Source organism: Vibrio sp. Isolate24 (assembly GCF_022398215.1).
GTDB lineage: Bacteria > Pseudomonadota > Gammaproteobacteria > Enterobacterales > Vibrionaceae > Vibrio > Vibrio coralliilyticus_A.
On record NZ_JAKEUU010000003.1, the window covers coordinates 292647 to 312409 of the forward strand.

Consider the following 19763-nt stretch of genomic DNA (forward strand, 5'->3'; position numbering starts at 1 on the left):
ACATAAAATGTCAGTGACACCGACGATTACACGTTTTTGCCATCAGATCTGGCAACTTACATCTTCTATTCAACTTGTTAAGCAGGGAGAAAATGCACTCTATGTCATCACAGAGGTGACACCGTTTCATCCCGTGAGTCATATATGGCCTGATCACCCAGCAGATAAGGGAAGGATAGAGGGGTACGAGGTTAAAGATTGTGTAGTGGGAGCGGTTGAGTTGAGCAGCGGTGAGCTCTACGTGGATAAGGACATTCCAGTCAAGCGAGACACACAGGGCTGGGTATTTGTCGTAGTGCATTGTTTGGAAGAGTCTGCAATAAACCTTCGCCTCGGTCAGGAAGTCACATTAGTTGTAGATAAAGCTTATCAGCAAGCCTTGAGCAGGGGACATAGCGCAGGACATATCGCATTTTTGGCGCTCAATAAGGTCTTAGTAGAGCATGGATATTGGCGTAAAGATGCTGATCGCAAGGACCCTCACGGCAACTATGACTTTAATAGCTATGCTCAGGAAACCAGTTATGTGAGTGAAGATCAGTGTGTCGATACCTACCGCTTAGGGAAAACTTTGCGCAAACGAGGTTTGAACAGCGCAGATGTGTTAAAAGACCTTGTACAGATACAGGTGTTGGTTAACCAACAAATAGAACAATGGTTATCCTTAGAGGCAAAAATCAATATAAAGTGCTGCGGAGAGTCTTTAACAGACTCACGATATTGGCAATGTGATCTTGGTGAAGGGAGCGTAGCTGAAATTCCATGTGGCGGCACGCATGCTAAAAGTCTTAATGAATACAAAGCGGTTAGGGTGAGTTTTACTCAACTTGATACACAAAATATCGAAATGCGTACCAATGTAATAGCAGCATGAGCTAGAGTGGATCTTTTTATTAAATTTTCATCTGTTGGTTATTTTTAACTTAATTTGGTTTTTTATATCGCTATAAGTTCAAAAACAGCACATGTAACTTATGCTTTCGGTGTGTGGTGATATAAATATTCTTTTAGGGGGTGATCGCTGATCAAAATGGATTTAGCCGATGATCTTATTAAGATCTTTAGCCCATCATACCGAGCGAAACTTGCCATTGGGCGTGATGTGGATCATTGTGTTCTCGATAGCAACAAATATAAGCTGTTGGTCGAGAAAATAAAACGATTACGAGAGTCAAAATGGATCAGTGCCCAATATGTCAACGAGAACTGGAATGGCAAGGTCACTATCGCTGTAGTGATTGTGCAAGTAATTACACCAAAGTTGGTTACTGTCCAGATTGTAATAAGCAACTAGAGAAAATCCAAGCGTGTGGATCAGCGAGCTATTTTTGCCATTCCTGCAATGAATTAAAATCCAAGTCAAAAGTGCGGATTGAATTTATCAAACAGAGTTAGCTTAGATAACGGTTGAGCGTATTTCGCCGTCAGATACACGGGTGACCAAGGTGTCGCCCGATCTTGTTTCTGTGGCGCTGGTTAGAACCTTTCCAGATGTATCCTGAGTAATAGAGTATCCACGTTTTAATGTGGCAAGTGGACTGACGGTATCGAGCTTTTCAGCCGCGAGCGCCAGCTGATGACGTGATTTTAACAGCTTTCTGTCCAAGGCATCCGTAAGCTTTTGTTCAAGCCTTTGTAACGCCAGTTTTTGCTCGCGAAGTTTTGTGACAGGAGAGTGAAGCTGTAGTTTGTACTGTTGGCGTTCTAGGTTTTGTCTGCGTGAGGATAGGTAGTTTTCCATTGATCGTTGAAGGCGCAGTGACAAATCATCAAGCTGTTGGCTTTGACGTTGTAACTGGTGAGTTGGGTGCTGACGTTCCAGTCTATGCAATAACGTTGCAGTCGTTTGCTTTTGCTGCGTCAAGTAGTATCGAATCGCACTTTGCAATTTGTGTTTACGTGAATTGATGGCCTCTGCTTTGTGGCTATTATCTCTACTGACTATTTCGGCAGCGGCAGATGGAGTTGGTGCGCGCATGTCCGCAACAAAATCCGCGATAGTCACATCAATTTCATGACCAACAGCACTGATAATAGGTATTTGGCTGGCTGCGATTGTACGTGCGACAATTTCGTTGTTGAAGCACCAAAGATCTTCTAAAGAGCCACCACCACGGCCTACAATCAACACGTCACATTCGTTGCGGCTATTTGCACACCCTATCGCCTGTGCGATCTGAATCGCCGCATCTTCTCCTTGCACCAATGTCGGGTAAACCACGATAGGTAATGAAGGATCACGTCTTTTAAGGACATCTAGAATATCAAATAGTGCTGCGCCTGTTTTGGATGTGATGACACCGACACACTTAGGGTGCTCAGGTAAAGGCTTTTTATTGCTCTGGGCAAATAGTCCTTCTCCGGCAAGTTTCATCTTCAATTCATCAAACTGTTGCTGAAGCCTGCCATCGCCCTCTGGCTGCATACTCTCAATAATCAACTGATAATCACCGCGCGGTTCATACAAGGATAAACGAGCTTTGACTAAGACTTGATTACCGCTCTGTGGCTTGAATGTGACTCGTCGATTGTTGCCACGAAACATGGCGCACTTGACCTGGGCACGGGAGTCTTTGAGGGTAAAATACCAATGGCCTGAAACTGGCGAAGAGAAGTTTGAGATTTCACCGACCAACCACACAATACCCATTTCATTTTCTAGTAATAGGCGAACTTCAGAATTAAGACGAGATACAGTGAAGATGTTTTGATTGGTCAGAGATGACACAGCTAATCTCATAGGCGTGAGTATGGAAATTAGCGGCAATATAATACATAGCAAGGGGGTAATTGCAAGAAAAAAATTAAAAAAACTTGTGGTCAAGCGATTGCGTTAACCGTATAATCCCTCCGCAATATCTAATCCAAATGTAGCCAACAGCCTAAAACTGGTTACCCTCATTACGCGAAACGATGAGATTGGATTGTCTTTTTACTCCTCTAATTGTGAGATATTGCAAATGCTAAGAATTGCCAAAGAAGCGCTGACATTCGATGATGTACTACTCGTGCCAGCTCACTCCACCGTTCTCCCAAACACAGCTGATCTTCGCACTCAGTTGACTAAGAACATCACTCTAAACATCCCAATGATTTCAGCGTCTATGGACACTGTTACTGAAGCTCGTCTAGCTATAGCGCTAGCGCAAGAGGGTGGCATTGGCTTTATCCACAAGAATATGTCTATTGAGCAACAAGCTCAGATGGTTCATCAGGTTAAGATTTACGAAGCTGGCGTGGTTTCACACCCAGTTACTGTAAACCCTGATGCAACAATTGCAGACGTTGTGGCTCTAACAGAAAAACACGGTTTTGCAGGTTTCCCTGTCGTAACTGAAAACAATGAGTTAGTTGGTATCATCACTGGCCGTGACGTTCGTTTCGTAACTGACCTTTCTAAGAAAGTAGAAGTGGTTATGACGCCTAAAGAGCGTCTAGCAGCAGTAAAAGAAGGGGCTACTCGTGAAGAAGTGCAAGAGAAAATGCATGAAGCACGTGTTGAGAAAGTACTGGTCGTGAACGATGAGTTCCAACTAACCGGTATGATTACGGCGAAAGATTTCCATAAAGCAGAACGTAAACCAAACGCATGTAAAGATGCGCAAGGTCGTCTACGCGTTGGTGCGGCAGTTGGTGCGGGCGCGGGTAACGAAGAGCGTGTTGCAGCCTTGGTTGAAGCGGGTGTTGACGTTCTACTTATCGACTCTTCTCATGGTCATTCTGAAGGCGTACTAAACCGTATTCGAGAAACTCGTGCAGCTTACCCAGATCTAGATATCATTGGCGGTAACGTTGCAACCGGCGCTGGCGCTAAAGCACTGATTGAAGCGGGTGTGAGTGCGGTTAAAGTGGGCATCGGCCCAGGTTCTATCTGTACCACTCGTATCGTAACAGGTGTGGGTGTTCCTCAGGTTACTGCTATTGCAGATGCAGCTGAAGTTGCGAACGAATACGGCATTCCAGTTATTGCTGATGGCGGTATCCGTTTCTCCGGTGATATCTGTAAAGCTATCGTTGCTGGCGCATCATGTGTGATGGTTGGCTCAATGTTCGCGGGTACAGAAGAGGCACCAGGTGAAGTCATTCTATACAACGGCCGTTCTTACAAAGCTTACCGTGGTATGGGCTCTCTGGGCGCTATGTCTCAAGGCTCATCTGATCGTTACTTCCAATCTGACAACGCAGCAGACAAGCTTGTACCTGAAGGTATCGAAGGTCGTATTGCGTACAAAGGTCGTTTAAAAGAGATCGTTCACCAACAAATGGGTGGTCTACGTTCAAGCATGGGCCTTACAGGTAGTGCAACCGTTGAAGATATGCGTACCAAAGCTGAATTTGTACGTATTTCGGGCGCTGGCATGAAAGAGTCTCATGTACACGACGTTCAAATTACCAAGGAAGCACCAAACTACCGTCTAGGTTAATTTTTACTGTTGTAAAAAGAAAACCTATATACCTGACGTAAACGTTTGCTTTTTTCCTTGAAGCATTAATAAGAGGCGAGTACACTCGCCTCCGTTTTAATAACCTAGCTTATAAGACTGCTCAAAATGACTAAAAATATTCATGACCAACGTATTCTGATCTTGGACTTCGGTTCTCAGTACACTCAGCTAGTCGCACGCCGTGTACGTGAAATCGGTGTTTACTGTGAACTGTGGAGCTGGGACGTTGAAGAAGCGGATATTCGTGAATTCAATCCAGACGGTATCATCCTATCTGGTGGTCCAGAAAGCGTAACGGAAGACAACTCTCCACGCGCGCCTCAATATGTATTTGACTCTGGTGTGCCAGTACTCGGTGTATGTTACGGCATGCAAACTATGGCTGAACAGCTAGGTGGTAAAGTAGCGGGTTCAACCGAGCGTGAATTCGGCTATGCACAAGTCAAAGTTTCTGGTGAATCGGCACTGTTTAAAGATCTTGAAGCAACTCAAGACGTGTGGATGAGCCACGGTGACAAAGTGGTAGAAATTCCTGCTGACTTCGTGAAAGTCGGTGAGACAGATACTTGTCCTTATGCGGCAATGGCCAATGAAGAGAAGAAATACTACGGTGTTCAGTTCCACCCTGAAGTAACGCACACTAAGCAAGGCAAGCAAATGCTTGAGAACTTTGTTCTTGGCGTATGTGGTTGTGAAGGGCTTTGGACTTCTGAATCGATCATTGAAGATGCTGTTGCGCGTATCAAAGAGCAAGTAGGTGACGATGAAGTCATCCTAGGCCTGTCGGGCGGTGTGGATTCATCTGTCGTTGCGATGCTGGTTCACCGTGCAATCGGTGACAAACTAACGTGTGTATTCGTTGATAACGGCCTGCTTCGCCTAAACGAAGGTCAGCAAGTGATGGATATGTTTGGCGATCAATTCGGTCTGAACATCATCAAAGTTGACGCAGAAGAGCGTTTCCTTGCCGCTCTTGAAGGTAAGTCGGATCCAGAAGAGAAGCGTAAGACTATCGGTCACGTATTTGTCGACGTATTCGATGAAGAATCTAAGAAGCTGAAAAACGCGAAATGGCTTGCTCAGGGTACTATCTACCCAGACGTCATCGAGTCAGCGGCATCTAAGACAGGTAAAGCACACGTAATCAAATCTCACCATAACGTTGGCGGTCTGCCAGACGATATGGAAATGGGTCTTGTTGAACCTCTACGTGAGCTGTTCAAAGATGAAGTTCGTAAGATTGGCCTAGAGTTAGGTCTGCCTTACAACATGCTTTACCGCCATCCATTCCCAGGTCCTGGTCTAGGGGTTCGTGTTCTTGGCGAAATCAAGAAAGAGTACTGTGACTTGCTACGTCGTGCAGATGCTATCTTCATTGAAGAGCTACATGCAGCGGATCTTTACAACAAGGTATCGCAAGCCTTCACGGTATTTCTACCTGTACGCTCTGTTGGTGTAATGGGCGACGGTCGTAAATACGACTGGGTGGTATCTCTACGTGCGGTAGAAACTATCGACTTTATGACTGCGCATTGGGCACACCTACCATACGACTTCCTAGGTAAGGTTTCTAACCGCATTATCAACGAAGTTGACGGTATTTCTCGCGTAGTTTACGACATTTCAGGTAAGCCACCAGCGACAATTGAGTGGGAATAACTTCCCATTCGATGTACCCCTATTGAAAGCCAGCCTTCGGGCTGGTTTTTTATTGGTCGAAATTACTCCTTATTGCGTTGTAACTCCAAAGTGACTCGCAACTTAACAATAGGCTCATTCATTCACCGTGATTCTTGATTTGTCTTTTTCTAACATTTCCTAAGTTTTATAAAACAAGGGAAATTGTGATGAGAAAAATAACCTATTTGGCCGCTGCTGTATCTTTGGCGGTTGTTTCGTCCAGTTGGGCTATGACTAATATTCAGCCTGACCCGCAGAATCCGAATGGTTATGTGGTTGCCCGCGCTGACATTGAGGCGGCAGAGCAAGCACAAACTTCTGACCCTATGTACCAGATATGGTCTCAGGCACTTACCACCGCACCAAATAGCGTTGTTGAAGCGATTGAGCCTAGCCTTGCCACTAATCCGGATAACGTTAAGCGCGCTGAACGTGTGTTCCCTCAGGCGGAGTGGGATTTTCTGACCAATATGGCTGCGCCTGAGTACACTTATACCCGCTTCTTACGGGCGATTGGTAAGTTTCCCGCCTTTTGTGCCGAGTATACGGATGGGCGAGATTCCGATGCGATCTGTAAACGTTCGATCGTGACGGCATTTGCCCACTTCGCTCAGGAAACAGGGGGGCATATTGCCAAAGATAATGTGTCGGATAACCCATTAGGTCTTGAAGAGTGGCAACAGGCACTTGTGCATGTGCGTGAAATGGGCTGGTCAGAAGGTCAGGAAGGCTATACCACTGGTTGTGGCCAGAACGATTGGCAAAACAAAAAATGGCCGTGTGCGGCAGGACAGGGTTATTTTGGACGTGGTGCTAAGCAGCTTTCTTACCACTTTAATTACGGCGCGTTTTCCGAAGCAATGTTTGATGGTGATGCGTCTGTTTTGCTCAACAACCCAGGCTTAGTTGCCGACTCTTGGCTGAATTTAGCGTCTGCCATTTGGTTCTTCTTAACACCACAAGCACCGAAACCCGCGATGTTGCATGTGATTGATAAAACGTGGTCGCCTTCTCAACGTGAGACTGAAGCGGGGATTGGTTATGGCTTTGGCACCACGATTAACATCATCAATGGGGGCATTGAGTGTGGAGAACAGAATAAGAATAAAGGGCAACCCGTCAACCGCATAAGATATTGGGAAGGACTGTCGTCTCATTACCAGATTCCAATCGAAGCCGATGAAAAGAATACCTGTTGGCAACAGACTCCATACGGCAGCCTTAACCTAAATGGTGCGACTGATGTGTTGTACACCAACTGGGATGGCAACTGGAAGTACTATGCTGATCGTCCGGGTGGTTATTCTTTTGAGTGTGAATTAGTTGGATTCCAGACCGCTTACTCTGCGCTGGTACCAGGTGACTACGAAAAATGTGTGACGAATGTGTACGGCTCTCACGCGAGTTGGCCTGAAGTGCGTGTTGTTGACCAGTTAGACCCGGTTGACCCTGATCCTGGCACAGGAAAGGCTTGGAGTGCCAGTAAGGTTTACAATGCGGGTGATGAAGTTACCTATCTAGGAGTGACGTATAAAGCGAAATGGTGGACACAAGGTGATGCCCCTGACGCTGGTGGACCGTGGGAACTCATTTCTGGCACGCCAACTGAACCCACACCTGAGCCTACGCCAGATCCAACCCCGAATCCTGACCCAACGCCAGAACCTGATACCTTTATTCAGTGGCAAGCTGGTGTAACTCAAGTTGCCAACGGCGATAAAGTCACCCATGAAGGTAAATGCTTTGTTGCTAAGAATGGGCCGGGTGTTTGGGATACGCCAACCCAGTCAAACTGGTTCTGGGATGAAATCTCTTGCCAGTAATGTAAAAGATTCATGACTCATTAACTAAGCTCCTGCAATAAGCAGGAGCTTTTTGGTTTGCTTTCGCGTTATGGGACGGTTTTTGTAATCTTAGATTGCACATTCCAGATCTATCTTTTTTATTGAACGGAATTAAACTTCGCGCGTAAATTTTATTAATTTTTTTGAAAGGTGTGCGAAATGTCAACAAAACTGGCTAACCCAGCTCCACTTGGTTTGATGGGTTTCGGTATGACAACCATCCTGCTAAACATTCATAACGCAGGCTTCTTCCCAATTGATTCAATGATTTTGGCAATGGGTATTTTCTATGGTGGTCTGAGCCAAGTGATTGTTGGCATGATGTGCTTTAAACGTGGTGATACGTTTGGTACTACCGCATTTACTTCTTATGGCTTGTTCTGGCTAACACTGGTTGGCTTGATTGTTATGCCTTACATGGGGTTACCGGCAAGTCCTGCACACTTTATGGGTTGGTACCTAGCTCTGTGGGGCATCTTCACGGGTTTCATGTTTATCGGATCTCTTTGCTACCCAACAGCGAAGCAAGTGGTTTTCGGCTCGCTAACTATTTTGTTTTTCCTACTTGCCGCACGTGATTTCACGGGGAGTGAGCTGATTGGCACAATTGCAGGTTTTGAAGGCATTTTCTGTGGCGCAAGTGCAATCTACTTCGCGATGGCTCAAGTACTGAACAACGAATATGGCCGCACGATTCTGCCTATTGGTGAGAAAAAAGCATCAGTTGCAACGGAAGCTGTCGCGGCGTAAAGAATATTGCTGGCATGGCTAATGGCCCTGTTAGAAATATATTTGGGAACATAAGATGAAAGGGGTTAGCCATAGGCTAACCCCTTTTTTACCACTGCTTTTTATCTTAGATATCCAAATTAGGTTGAAGGCTGCTCAACTGGCTTGGATTCTTCTTCTGCTGTAGGTTCTTTACCTGTCTTACGACGATATTTATCTTCCCAGTAATCTGCGCCTTTTATGCCCAGTTTAACAGGGTTGAATGTGTATTCTGTGACGCCTTGCTTCTGCTGTTCTTCGTAATCATGTAGAGCCTTAAGTGCTGGCTTCGCCATAAAGAAGATGATCAGAATACCAACGATGTTGAGCCATGCCATCAGGCCAACACCCACATCACCCATCGCCCATGCAAGGTTTGCAGTCTTAACTGTACCGTAGAACACAACCGCAATAAGTGCCACTTTTAGTACGAACATCAAGCCGTTAACTTTGATGTGACGACGGATATAGGCCACATTTGTTTCTGCGATGTAGTAGTAAGCAAGGATGGTTGTGAAAGCAAAGAAGAACAATGCAATCGCAATGAACGGCTTACCAATACCCGGTAATGCGCTTTCAATTGCCATCTGAGTGAAGACAGGGCCGTTCGCTGCAATGTCCGCTGCTACGTTCTGAACTAAGAAGCCTTCTGCACCGTGTACGTTGTAAGCACCCGTGATGATAATCATAAATGCTGTCGCCGAACATACTAGTAGCGTATCGATGTAGATAGAAAACGACTGTACCAGACCTTGCTGAGCTGGGTGGTCAACACTTGCTGCAGCAGCTGCGTGAGGACCTGTACCTTGACCTGCTTCGTTGGAGTAAACACCACGTTTAACACCCCAGCCGATGGCCGCACCAACACCTGCCATAGGTGTGAACGCATCACCAATGATCATTGAGAATACGCGTGGTACTTCACCGATGTTTAGAAGGATGATGATGAAGGCCGTTACGATGTAAGCCAGCGCCATGAAAGGAACCACGATTTGTGTGAAGTTCGCGATACGCTTAACACCACCGAAGATGATGAAGGCTAGAATGACGGAGATAACAGTACCTGTGAAGATTTTCGCAAAGCTGAATGTACCGATCGCTGTCTCGATCATAGCGCCTGAGCCAAATGCGGCTTCAACTGCATTACCAATACTGTTTGACTGAACACCCGGCAGTAGGAAACCACATGCAAAAATGGTCGCAATAGCGAAGATCCACGCGTACCACGTCTGACCCATTGCTTTCTCAATGTAGTAAGCTGGACCACCACGGAACTCACCGTTGTCTTCTTCTTTGTAAATTTGTGCAAGCGTGGATTCCGCGTAGGCTGTCGCAGCACCAAAGAATGCTACCACCCACATCCAAAATACCGCGCCTGGGCCACCAAAGCCGATAGCAGCGGCAACACCAGCAATGTTACCTGTACCTACACGTCCTGAAAGTGAAACGGCGAGTGCCTGAAAAGAAGAGATGCCTTTGGACGAGCTTTTACCTGAAAGAAGCAGACGCCACATTTCACCGAAGTGACGAATCTGCACGAATCGCGTCATGATTGAGTAGAACAAGCCAGCGCCAAGACACAAATAAATCAGTGCCGGACTCCAGATGATTCCATTCAGAAAATCAACTAATGACTGCATAAGTATTTTCCCTGTTTAGTTTTATAGTGGTTGTTTTGCGAACAGAATATTAACCTTTTTGTAACTCTGATGTTAACCGATTTGTACTTTAAAATTTATTTGCGTGAGCTTAGGCACAAAATGCTAAATAAATGTTAACGAGTAGTGTTATCGTAGCGAGTAGTTTCAAAATGCTTGAAAAATGAATTGATATGACCCAATCCATAGCGCACTAACAATGCGCGCTATAGTTGTGTAGCTCGTTTTTTGTACTGTCAATATCATCGATTGTAGGTATTTACACTATTCGTTGTATCGATGCGTGCTGAGCTCCTTATATTGGTGATAATTTGACTGTGTAATCACTTCTGTCAGGATCTCTGCTGAGCCACAGGCCATAGTCCAACCTAAGGTGCCGTGCCCAGTATTAGTAAAGAGGTTCTTTATTGATGTGCTTCCGATGATCGGCGTGCCGTCGGGGGTCATTGGACGGAAGCCTGTCCAATAATCTGCGCGAGATAAATCTGTCCCATCCGGAAATAAGTTAGACACAACATGATTCAACGTAGCGAGTCGTTTATCCGGCAGGGCGGGATCAAAACCAGCCAGCTCGGCTGTGCCCGCGACGCGAATTCGATTTTCGAAGCGAGTCACGGCCACTTTGTAGGTCTCATCCATAATGGTTGATTGAGGTGCGAATGCTTCGTCAATGATAGGCAAGGTGAGTGAGTAACCTTTGACGGGGTAGAGTGGGATGTCTATACCAACTTGCTCTAAAAGCGATTTTGAATAGCTGCCCATGGCTACCACAACTTTGTCTGCGGCAATTTCCCCTTGCGATGTGTTGACTGAGAGTACCTGATTACCTTGTGTGTTGAGGCTATGTATCTCGGTGTTGAAGATGAACTCAACCCCAGCTTGTTCTGCCATTGCTTGCAGTTGTTGGCAGAACAAATAGCAGTCTCCAGTCTCATCATCTGGTAAATAGAGACCTCCGGTAAGTGTTCCTTGAATGTGGGCGAGCCCAGGCTCTTGCACTAAACACTCTTGAGCATTCAGCAACTGGTATCGAGTGCCGCTTTCTTCTAGCAGTGCAATATCTTTTTCTACTGCAAGTAATTGCTTGCGGTTACGGAAAATTTGTAACGTCCCTCGAGTACGCCCTTGATAGTTGAGGTCGTATTGCTGGTTTAACTGCGCTAAACACTCTCGGCTACGATTGGCAATCGCCAACATACGGGCTTTGTTAATCCGATACCTGTCCAGCTGGCAATTTTTTAACATTTGGCTAGCCCAACGGAGGAGTTCTGGGCTGAGGCTAGGCTTAATCTTTAGCGGTGCATGCTCTTCTAATAACCATTTTATGGCTTTCATGGGCACGCCAGGAGCCGCCCATGGTGAAGAGTAGCCATAAGAGATCTGGCCCGCATTGGCAAAACTGGTTTCTTCTGCGGATCGTGGTTGGCGATCAATCACCGTAACTTGACACCCCGCTTGCTGTAAATACCAAGCGCTGGTTAATCCGACCACTCCGCTGCCTAAAATGACGACTTTCACACTCCAACTCCATAAACGGGGAATTTTTTCAAGAATGTTGGATTTACATCTGGTTAACAATCGATAAGAATTAATATCACTGTTTAGAAAAACTAAAAGCTTTATGAAATCAGCTCTGCTTAATGGAATCAATCTAGTGTGCATTGTCGCCAGACACCACAGCCTGACCAGTGCGGCCAGTGAGCTTAACCTCACTACAGGTGCCGTCAGCCAACAGCTTCAGTCGGCGGAAGAACGTCTAGGTTTTGACGTGTTTGAGCGTCATGCGAGAGGTATTCGCTTGACAGATCAAGGTCAAAAATTAGTTGAGTCAGTTTCACCGCATTTAGCGGCTATTGAAGATACTATCTACCAACTTACGCATGTGACGGATAGTAAGCAGATCCGACTTAAGCTGACCCCTTCACTTGCTTTTAAGTGGTTGGTGCCTCGCTTAGAAGATTTCCAGAAACAACACCCTGAAATACAGATCCACACGTTTGCTGAGGGAGCCTTGGTTGATAGCGACAACCGAGATTACGATATCGCGATTGATTACGGGCCATTACCCTATAAGTTGCCTGACGCTGAGCTATTGATGGAGGAATCTTTGCTGCCAGTAATGAGCCCAGGGTATTTTCGTCATTTTGCTCATCTTAGTGTGTCAGGGAGTGCACAGAGCTGGCAACAGGTGACCTTGCTCCATGATGCGATGCCATGGAAAGGCTCGACCAAAGATCATGAATGGCAATTTTGGGCCCAAGAGCACTCGCTTGAGTTTGACACCCATCAGGGGCACTTCTTTAATCGTACCGACATGGCTATGTCTGCAGCTGAAGCCGGAGTCGGTGTGGCGTTGGCGCGCATGGCACTATTAGGGGATGAGTTAAAACAGCACAGGTTAGTGGCGCCATTCCCAGCTATCCGTGCCAGAGCGGGGTATTTCATTATTACTCACGTCGACAACCCGCATACTCGGCTGTTTAAAAGTTGGCTGAAACAACAAAGTGTTATTAGTTAAATTGTAAATAGCGTTTGCGAGTGTATATGCACCCACTACACTTAATAATGCCAGCAAGTTTCCACTTGCTGGCGTGCTTACGGGGCAGCGCATATGAAATCGACACAAGGCCAATGCAGCTATCAAAATCCTGATGGCTGGTGCTGCGATCAACCGTGTGGTGAGTCAGGACTGTGTTACTGGCATGATCCCAAAGTCGATAAAAGCAAAGATGATATAAAAGACAAGGTTGAACAATGGGCCGCAGCGGGTAAACCTTTAGACGGATTTCAGTTGGCAAGAACAAACTTGGTAGACATCAATTTGGTGAACCGAGGGTGTAAAGAAGGCTATTCATGTCGTAATGTGGATTTTTACCGAGCGGATCTGACCGATGCGCACTTTTTCGGTCTTGATTTACGTGGTTCGTCGTTAATGAAATCAAAGATGTTAGGTGCGAATCTGCATTGTGCCAAGCTTGATGACTGCAATTTACTGGGAGCAGATCTTGGCCGAGCGAAGCTGGAGAATGTTGAGTGGGGAACCTACCTCAAGCAAGAACAACAAGCTAAGCAGGCACGCAAGAAGCGTCAGTACAAAGAAGTTGCATCTTTGTATCAGGAAGCCGAGGAAGTGTGTCGAAATATTCGCAAGCAATGTGAGAAGCAGGGTTTGTTCGAAATGGCGGGAGACTTCTTCAAACGCGAGATGCGTTTTCGTCGATATCAAATGCCAAAGTTGAGTGTCCGTAGAGTGGTGTCTAAAGTGGTCGATCTGTTCTGCGGTTATGGCGAAGATCCGATGCGGGTGGTCGGCTTTTCTATCTTTCTGATATTAGTCTGTGCCATGGCGTATTTCTTTTTGGATACTACGGGCGCACACCCGATATATGAAGATCTTAGTGGCTGGCAATTCTATCTATTTGAATTTCTTAACTCGCTTTACTTTAGCGTAGTGACCTTTACTACTCTCGGTTACGGGGATATTTCCCCAGTCGGAATCGCTAGGTTTATTGCTGCCTTCGAAGCCTTTCTCGGCAGCTTTACCATGGCGCTGTTTGTGGTGGTTTTCGTGAAGAAAATGACGCGTTAGAGGCTACGATAATGTTGTACTAACCAGTTTTCAGCATCGATCTCATCCGCTTTAAACTGGTTGGCGAAATGTTCGATCATTGCAGATAAGTACTCTCCGCTGTCACACATAGTGTCAAACAGTCTGTCTTCTGTTGCCGCTAATGCCCCCGATTGTGGCTGTGCTTTTTCGGCCAATAATACAGGAACCATATACTTGTCTTTGTTGGCTTGGTTGAGGTCTTTAAGCTGGCGAGCAGCCAGATGAACCTGAGCGATAGAGCTTGGCTGGTAATTATCGCTGTCCATATCTATCTGAATAACGAATATGATCCCACGATAGAGCACTATTGACTCTATATCTTCAAGGTTTGCTCCCATGGGCAGGCGTAGCAGCACTTGTCCAGCCAGGTGAGGCAAGGTTTTCAACTGGGTTTGCAGCAGTGAAATTTTCCTTAGCCATGTTTGCTTCGCATCGGCCTTTATTAGATCTAGGTCACTTAGGTTTGCACTATCAAGCTGGTGGCAGAAAGTGTAAAGAGGGGTATTGAGTAAGATTTTATCATTCATCGCTTTTAAGGGGGTAATATGATTGCATCTACATTCTGATGGTGTATCGAGTACAAAGTAGAGCGGTTGATAAAAGACTACTTCATATTGATTCACTAGCTCAAGGAAGGTATATGAAAGATGAAACCTAATCAATTGACTTTAGTTTTAAAACTGAGCAATCACTACATCTTGGACATTTCATATACCAGTAGAAGAATGTGTTCCCTTCGTGATATTTAATTCAACTCTGGCATTACATTGCCGCTATAGTGATGTAGATATTGAGTTTATCTGTCGATACAGAGGCTTATGAATATTTTGCCTGAGTAACTGTAGGCTTAGAAGAGCAATTCTTTCTAGTTTAAGGAAAGTTCACCACTCGGGGCTTATACTAGGATAGTAACCAATGCTTCATCATAGTGTGAGCCACACAAGAGCTTGCAATGAGATTGATGAATTCTTCTGGCATTTATATTGATAAATGAGATAGTTTTACTTTCGCCTCACGCGTTAACGAAAAATACAAATCCCGAGGCGGCAGATTAGGTAGTTACGTAGATGAGAAACACTCTACGTAAGTGTGAATGATACCGGGAATGAGTAAAATCAACTATGAGCGTTTCAAGCAGTACAATTCTTACAGAAAGTGGCACAAATGAACTTGAAATTATTGAATTTCACTTAGTTAAACAGATGCCCGATGGCTCTAAAAAAACCTGTTATTACGGCATCAACGTCGCCAAAGTACGTGAAGTCATTCAGGTGCCGGAAACTACCGATTATCCCAATGCTCAGCCTCATATGGTGGGCGTTTTTTCATCACGAGACATTTTGACGCCTCTCGTTGACTTAGCTGGCTGGTTAGGCGTACCGACAAGCCAAGAGCTTGAGAAAAAGTTTGTTATTGTGACGGACTTTAACCGCATGACCAATGGATTCTTGATTGATAGCATTAGCCGTATTCATCGTATTTCATGGAATGATGTCGAATCTCCAAGCCAATTTCTTGAAGCTGGCGAACAAGACTGTGTAGTGGCAGTCGTGCGCAAAGATGGCAATCTGATAATGATCCTTGATTTTGAGAAGATCATCGCTGACATCAACCCAGAACTGAGTATGGAAAAATACGATGTCAAAGTGGATAAAAGTGTCGATCTCAACCAGAAAATGGTTTCTAAGCGTAATTCGAAGACTGTCATGGTGGTGGATGATTCGGCCTTTATCCGCAGCTTGATCCAGGACACATTAAGCTCGGCGGGTTATAACATCATCGCATGTAAAGATGGTGGTGAGGCACATGAGAAGTTAATGGAAATTGCCGAAGTCGCGAAGAAGGAAAATTTACCTGTGACTGAACTGGTTGATGCGGTAGTGACGGATGTGGAGATGCCACGTATGGACGGTATGCACTTGGTGAAGCGTTTACGTGAATCCGATGCTTACAAAGAGTTACCGATAGTTATGTTCTCTTCGCTGATGAGTGATGATAACCGTGCCAAAGCTCTGGCTTTAGGTGCAAATGACACTATTACTAAGCCAGAGATTGGTCGTATGGTCGCAATGATGGACCAATACATTTTCTAATGACTATGCTGTTGTTCTGAAAGCGCTTTATTCTTTTGTATTTCAAGCTGGGTGACTTCGTTGTCCAGCTCTTTTATTTTTGCTGCCATTAATGTATGGCAATGCTCCGCCAGCTTTCGTGCATCTTCGATTTTATACCCAGAGACATCAATGGGCTCGAGCATTTCAGAAATCACCACACCATTGTTACGACGATTTAAGTCAATCTTGTTATGGGTAGTGCTGACACACATTGGCGTGATGGGGACTCCCGCTTCAATGGCCATACGGAATGCACCAGTTTTAAACGGTAGCAGCCCTCTTCCTTTGCTTCTTGTTCCCTCGGGGTAAACCCAAACAGACAGATCGCGTTGATGAATCGCTTCTGCGACTTGTTTGATCGTATCGCGTGCTTGAGATTTGTTCTCTCGGTTAATCAGTATGTTGCCAGTGATCCAGTAAAGTTGACCGAAGAAAGGGAGCCAGAGCAAGTCTCTTTTGCCAAGAGTGACGGTTCTTGGGCGAAGCATCCCCGGCGCTGTGACAAAGTCGTACACACTTTGATGATTAGAGATATAAACGCTATTGGCTGGTGTTGGAGCTCTATCTAAGCCACGTTGTATCAGTTTGATGCCGACAAGTTTATGTAGCTGATTAAACCAGCGGCAGAAGAAATAAACATGCCTTGGGTTTCTTGGGCTGAATAAGCAATAGATCAAAGCAAATAGTGTGGTAAAGACAATAAAAATTGCAGCCAAGGTCAGACGAATAATACCAAGCAAAATACTTTCCTCTTTAAATGCGCATGCGTTATTAAACTGATGCAAATTATTCAGTTGAGTCTAGAGTCTTCATTCTATTTAACTCAATTGCAACAAAAAATGCGTAAAAGCTTCTATCAAGTGTAAAAGTTACCTTCGCTGAAAGCTCAGTCTATTCCTGTGGACAACGGTTGCCAGATACCAATTTCCGAACTCCTTATGATGATTAAATTATCAAAATTAAAGTTGTCTGTTTTTCTGATGTTTTGTTTTTTAACAAATGTTAAAACTATCACTTCTGCTTGTTGGTAAATAATCAATCATTAAAACCAATTTTAAATGCACTTCTTGTTATTAACTAATTGCTTTTTAAGGTTTTTTATTAACCAAAGTATGTTTACTAATACTGTTGTTTAATTGATTTGTTGCCTGTTTATGAAGGTTTTGTTTTATAAAATGTTGGATGTTTTATAAGCGTGATTTATAGCTAGGGCTCTCTTGAGTAGTTATAAAAGATGACTGTTCATGGAGATAAAGTGAATAAAAATAGCTCAAAAAGGATCAGAGCAAATGCACAACATGATAAATAAAACCAAAGGAATATTCGTCCTATCGTCAATTACCGTGGCTATGGCTGGTGCTACGTCTGCGTTCGCAGCGTTGCCAACTGGCTTTAACGAGGCTGATTTGCCGACTAAATATATAGTCAAGTTTAAAGAAGAGTCACCTGCACCTTTCTCAATGGCGAGCTCAGCAGTGGCACCATCGAAAGCGCGTGAAGCGGTATTAGATGAAGTGAAAGCGCGCAAAGTTGAAAAATTGGGTAACCAAGCACTTTACAGTGTGGAAGTAGACGACAGTGAGTTGTCGGCACTACGTGAAAACAGCCAAGTTGAATATGTCGAGGTGGATCCTCCACGTTACTTATTAAGTGAAACTACCCCTTGGGGCTTCAATGCGGTGAATGCCCAATTATTAAGTGACTCCAATACGGGCAACCGTACAGTGTGTATTATTGATTCAGGTTACGACATCAGTCATAACGACCTGAGCGGCAACCGTGTACAAGGTACTAACGACAGTGGTACGGGATCATGGAGTTCTCCGGGTAACAATAATGCTCACGGTACTCACGTTGCGGGTACTATTGCAGCGATTGCTAACAACGAAGGCGTCAAAGGCGTGATGCCAAACCAGAACGTGAATTTGCATATTGTTAAAGTGTTCAATGAATCAGGGTGGGGGTATTCATCGAGTTTAGTGAAGGCGATCCAGACCTGTGCGGATAACGGTGCAGATGTAGTCAATATGAGTCTCGGTGGTAGCCAAGCGAGCCGAACTGAGCAAAATGCCCTTCAGTCGATTTATGATGATGGTGTTCTACTTATTGCTGCGGCAGGTAACTCAGGCAATACTGCACACAGCTATCCTGCCTCTTATGACGCTGTGATGTCCGTTGCAGCAGTGGATAACAAAAATCATCATGCAGCTTTCTCTCAAGCAACAGATCAGGTAGATATTGCAGCACCAGGTGTGGCGGTACTGTCAACTGTGACCGTCGGTGAGGGTGTACTGTCCGATATTACGATTAACGGAGTGAGTAATTTCGATCGTGGTGTCGTTCCACACAATCGTAAAATTCTCCAGTCAGGTGACTACATCTCAGACCCGATTGCCGGTACGTTTACCGCCCCTCTTGCTGCTTGTGATATCTCGTCAGGCAGCTATAACTGTGGCGACATGTCGGACAAGATCTGTCTGACTGAGCGCATTGATAATCAGGCAACAGGCGTGCGCCCAGAAGTCAACCCAGTTAAGGCATGTTACAACGCAGGTGCCAAAGCTGCGATTGTATACAGTAATCAGGAGCTGTCAGGCTTACAGAACCCATTCGTACTGGATGACAACAACGATTATCGTATGGTTTCCGTTACAGTTGACCGCGAGTTCGGTTTAGAACTGGCGAATCAGCTTGGTCAGACCGTCACAGTCAAAACCACCAAGGGTGAAGATTACGAGTACTATAATGGTACCTCCATGGCAACACCTCATGTCACTGGTGTTGCAGGCTTAGTATGGAGCTACCACCCAACGTGTACAGCGCAACAAGTACGTAAGGCACTGACCGCGACAGCAACTGACATCGACTCAGAAGGCCGTGATAACCGTACTGGCTATGGTCTAGTGAATGCGGATGCCGCGAAGGCATACTTGGATGTAGGCTGTAATGGCCCTGTTGACCTTAGTAAAGTTCTGGAGAATGGTGTCGCGAAAACGTCATTGTCTGGCGGAAGTAAATCAAGCACGACTTACACTTTCGATGTTCCTGCCGATGCTAGCCAAGCGACGTTTACTCTAAGTGGTGGCACAGGCGATGCCGATATGTATGTTCGCTTCAATGGTACACCTAGCACAGGTGTTTACGATTGCCGTTCATGGGAGCAGGGTAACGGTGAGAGTTGTTCTCTCAATGTCACTTCTGCTGGTACTTATGAAGTTCTAGTTTATGGTTATTCCGCTTACTCAGGCGCTTCACTCGTTGCTTCTCATAATGGTAATGATTCTAGTAGCCAGGCACCATCTAGCTACACAAACTCTGATGCAGTCGCCATTCCAGATAACAGCAGTGCTGGTGTAACGAGCACACTCGACGTACTGCGTTCTGGTGATGCTGGTACCGTTTCTGTTGAACTTGACATCAGCCATACTTACATTGGTGATTTGCGTGTTACTTTGACATCTCCAACGGGCCATGAAGTGGTTTTGCATGACAATGCGGGTGGTTCAGCCAACAACATTGCCAACACTTATCAGGCTAACTTTAGTGGGTATGAGTCGAAAGGTACATGGAAGCTGAGTGCTGTAGACAATGCCAGTCAAGATACGGGCAGCATCAACAGCTGGACTCTATCTTTTCAATAAGGA

General features: G+C 45.3%; 16 protein-coding genes. 11 read left to right on the forward strand and 5 right to left on the reverse strand.

Translation table 11 applies throughout. The features are described 5' to 3' along the window. The first annotated feature begins 7 nt into the window (after positions 1–7). From L1D23_RS14060 to L1D23_RS14070, 3 genes are all read left to right on the forward strand, one after another. Positions 8–874: an alanyl-tRNA editing protein gene (locus L1D23_RS14060; protein ID WP_239867316.1), complete on the forward strand. Its 867-nt coding sequence runs from the start codon at positions 8–10 to the stop codon at positions 872–874. A gap of 156 nt (positions 875–1030) precedes the next feature. Next, positions 1031–1294 carry a hypothetical protein gene (locus tag L1D23_RS14065; protein ID WP_239868579.1) on the forward strand — a complete coding sequence of 88 codons (264 nt, stop codon included), beginning with the start codon at positions 1031–1033 and terminating at the stop codon, positions 1292–1294. Further along, complete coding sequence (locus L1D23_RS14070; protein WP_239837643.1) at positions 1207–1395, forward strand: zinc ribbon domain-containing protein; 189 nt, start codon at positions 1207–1209, stop codon at positions 1393–1395. Before L1D23_RS14065 ends, L1D23_RS14070 begins: the two co-directional genes overlap by 88 nt. 1 nt (position 1396) lies before the next feature. On the opposite strand, the gene xseA is transcribed toward L1D23_RS14070, so the two are convergent. After that, a complete protein-coding gene (xseA, locus tag L1D23_RS14075) occupies positions 1397–2728 on the reverse strand; it encodes an exodeoxyribonuclease VII large subunit (protein ID WP_239867319.1) in 1332 nt (443 codons plus the stop codon). A 232-nt stretch (positions 2729–2960) separates the two neighbouring features. Between xseA and guaB the strand changes: the two genes are divergently transcribed. From guaB to L1D23_RS14095, 4 genes are all read left to right on the forward strand, one after another. After that, the gene (gene guaB / locus L1D23_RS14080; RefSeq protein WP_239867322.1) at positions 2961–4424 is read left to right on the forward strand and encodes an IMP dehydrogenase; all 1464 of its coding nucleotides are present in this window, start codon (positions 2961–2963) and stop codon (positions 4422–4424) included. A gap of 126 nt (positions 4425–4550) precedes the next feature. Then, positions 4551–6104, forward strand: a complete 1554-nt coding sequence (guaA, locus tag L1D23_RS14085) for a glutamine-hydrolyzing GMP synthase (RefSeq protein ID WP_038513204.1) — start codon at positions 4551–4553, stop codon at positions 6102–6104. Between the two features lie 188 nt (positions 6105–6292). After that, positions 6293–7948: a chitinase gene (locus L1D23_RS14090; protein WP_239867325.1), complete on the forward strand. Its 1656-nt coding sequence runs from the start codon at positions 6293–6295 to the stop codon at positions 7946–7948. Positions 7949–8128: 180 nt separating this feature from the next. Then, positions 8129–8719 (forward strand): GPR1/FUN34/YaaH family transporter, encoded by a 591-nt coding sequence (locus L1D23_RS14095; RefSeq protein ID WP_038156453.1) that lies wholly within the window; start codon positions 8129–8131, stop codon positions 8717–8719. Positions 8720–8838: 119 nt separating this feature from the next. Here L1D23_RS14095 and L1D23_RS14100 read toward each other — a convergent pair whose 3' ends face one another. After that, positions 8839–10377 (reverse strand): alanine/glycine:cation symporter family protein, encoded by a 1539-nt coding sequence (locus tag L1D23_RS14100; protein ID WP_239867328.1) that lies wholly within the window; start codon positions 10375–10377, stop codon positions 8839–8841. Positions 10378–10659: 282 nt separating this feature from the next. Further along, positions 10660–12057 (reverse strand): D-amino acid dehydrogenase, encoded by a 1398-nt coding sequence (locus tag L1D23_RS14105; protein ID WP_345779107.1) that lies wholly within the window; start codon positions 12055–12057, stop codon positions 10660–10662. Between L1D23_RS14105 and L1D23_RS14110 the strand changes: the two genes are divergently transcribed. Further along, positions 12017–12913, forward strand: a complete 897-nt coding sequence (locus L1D23_RS14110) for a LysR substrate-binding domain-containing protein (RefSeq protein WP_239867334.1) — start codon at positions 12017–12019, stop codon at positions 12911–12913. The two genes, L1D23_RS14105 and L1D23_RS14110, sit on opposite strands and share 41 nt — an antisense overlap. 93 nt (positions 12914–13006) lie before the next feature. Beyond that, positions 13007–13984 carry an ion channel gene (locus L1D23_RS14115; protein WP_239837477.1) on the forward strand — a complete coding sequence of 326 codons (978 nt, stop codon included), beginning with the start codon at positions 13007–13009 and terminating at the stop codon, positions 13982–13984. Here the strand turns inward: L1D23_RS14115 and L1D23_RS14120 are convergent. Then, complete coding sequence (locus L1D23_RS14120) at positions 13981–14532, reverse strand: hypothetical protein (protein ID WP_239867337.1); 552 nt, start codon at positions 14530–14532, stop codon at positions 13981–13983. The two genes, L1D23_RS14115 and L1D23_RS14120, sit on opposite strands and share 4 nt — an antisense overlap. A 594-nt stretch (positions 14533–15126) precedes the next feature. Here L1D23_RS14120 and L1D23_RS14125 point away from each other — a divergent pair. After that, the gene (locus L1D23_RS14125; protein WP_239867340.1) at positions 15127–16098 is read left to right on the forward strand and encodes a chemotaxis protein; all 972 of its coding nucleotides are present in this window, start codon (positions 15127–15129) and stop codon (positions 16096–16098) included. Here the strand turns inward: L1D23_RS14125 and L1D23_RS14130 are convergent. Then, on the reverse strand, positions 16095–16859 hold the full coding sequence (locus L1D23_RS14130) for a 1-acylglycerol-3-phosphate O-acyltransferase (protein WP_239867343.1): 765 nt from the start codon (positions 16857–16859) through the stop codon (positions 16095–16097). The two genes, L1D23_RS14125 and L1D23_RS14130, sit on opposite strands and share 4 nt — an antisense overlap. A 549-nt stretch (positions 16860–17408) precedes the next feature. Between L1D23_RS14130 and L1D23_RS14135 the strand changes: the two genes are divergently transcribed. Continuing rightward, on the forward strand, positions 17409–19760 hold the full coding sequence (locus L1D23_RS14135; RefSeq protein WP_239867346.1) for a S8 family serine peptidase: 2352 nt from the start codon (positions 17409–17411) through the stop codon (positions 19758–19760). Positions 19761–19763: the final 3 nt, after the last annotated feature.

Coding starts and splice junctions, on each gene's coding strand:
- L1D23_RS14060 (WP_239867316.1), top strand. CDS start 8: ATGTCAGTGACACCGACGATTACACGTTTTTGCCATCAGATCTGGCAA.
- L1D23_RS14065 (WP_239868579.1), top strand. CDS start 1,031: ATGGATTTAGCCGATGATCTTATTAAGATCTTTAGCCCATCATACCGA.
- L1D23_RS14100 (WP_239867328.1), bottom strand. CDS start 10,377: ATGCAGTCATTAGTTGATTTTCTGAATGGAATCATCTGGAGTCCGGCA.
- L1D23_RS14090 (WP_239867325.1), top strand. CDS start 6,293: ATGAGAAAAATAACCTATTTGGCCGCTGCTGTATCTTTGGCGGTTGTT.
- L1D23_RS14115 (WP_239837477.1), top strand. CDS start 13,007: ATGAAATCGACACAAGGCCAATGCAGCTATCAAAATCCTGATGGCTGG.
- L1D23_RS14135 (WP_239867346.1), top strand. CDS start 17,409: ATGCACAACATGATAAATAAAACCAAAGGAATATTCGTCCTATCGTCA.
- L1D23_RS14110 (WP_239867334.1), top strand. CDS start 12,017: ATGAAATCAGCTCTGCTTAATGGAATCAATCTAGTGTGCATTGTCGCC.
- guaA (WP_038513204.1), top strand. CDS start 4,551: ATGACTAAAAATATTCATGACCAACGTATTCTGATCTTGGACTTCGGT.
- L1D23_RS14095 (WP_038156453.1), top strand. CDS start 8,129: ATGTCAACAAAACTGGCTAACCCAGCTCCACTTGGTTTGATGGGTTTC.
- L1D23_RS14105 (WP_345779107.1), bottom strand. CDS start 12,057: ATGCACACTAGATTGATTCCATTAAGCAGAGCTGATTTCATAAAGCTT.
- guaB (WP_239867322.1), top strand. CDS start 2,961: ATGCTAAGAATTGCCAAAGAAGCGCTGACATTCGATGATGTACTACTC.
- L1D23_RS14125 (WP_239867340.1), top strand. CDS start 15,127: ATGAGCGTTTCAAGCAGTACAATTCTTACAGAAAGTGGCACAAATGAA.
- L1D23_RS14120 (WP_239867337.1), bottom strand. CDS start 14,532: ATGAATGATAAAATCTTACTCAATACCCCTCTTTACACTTTCTGCCAC.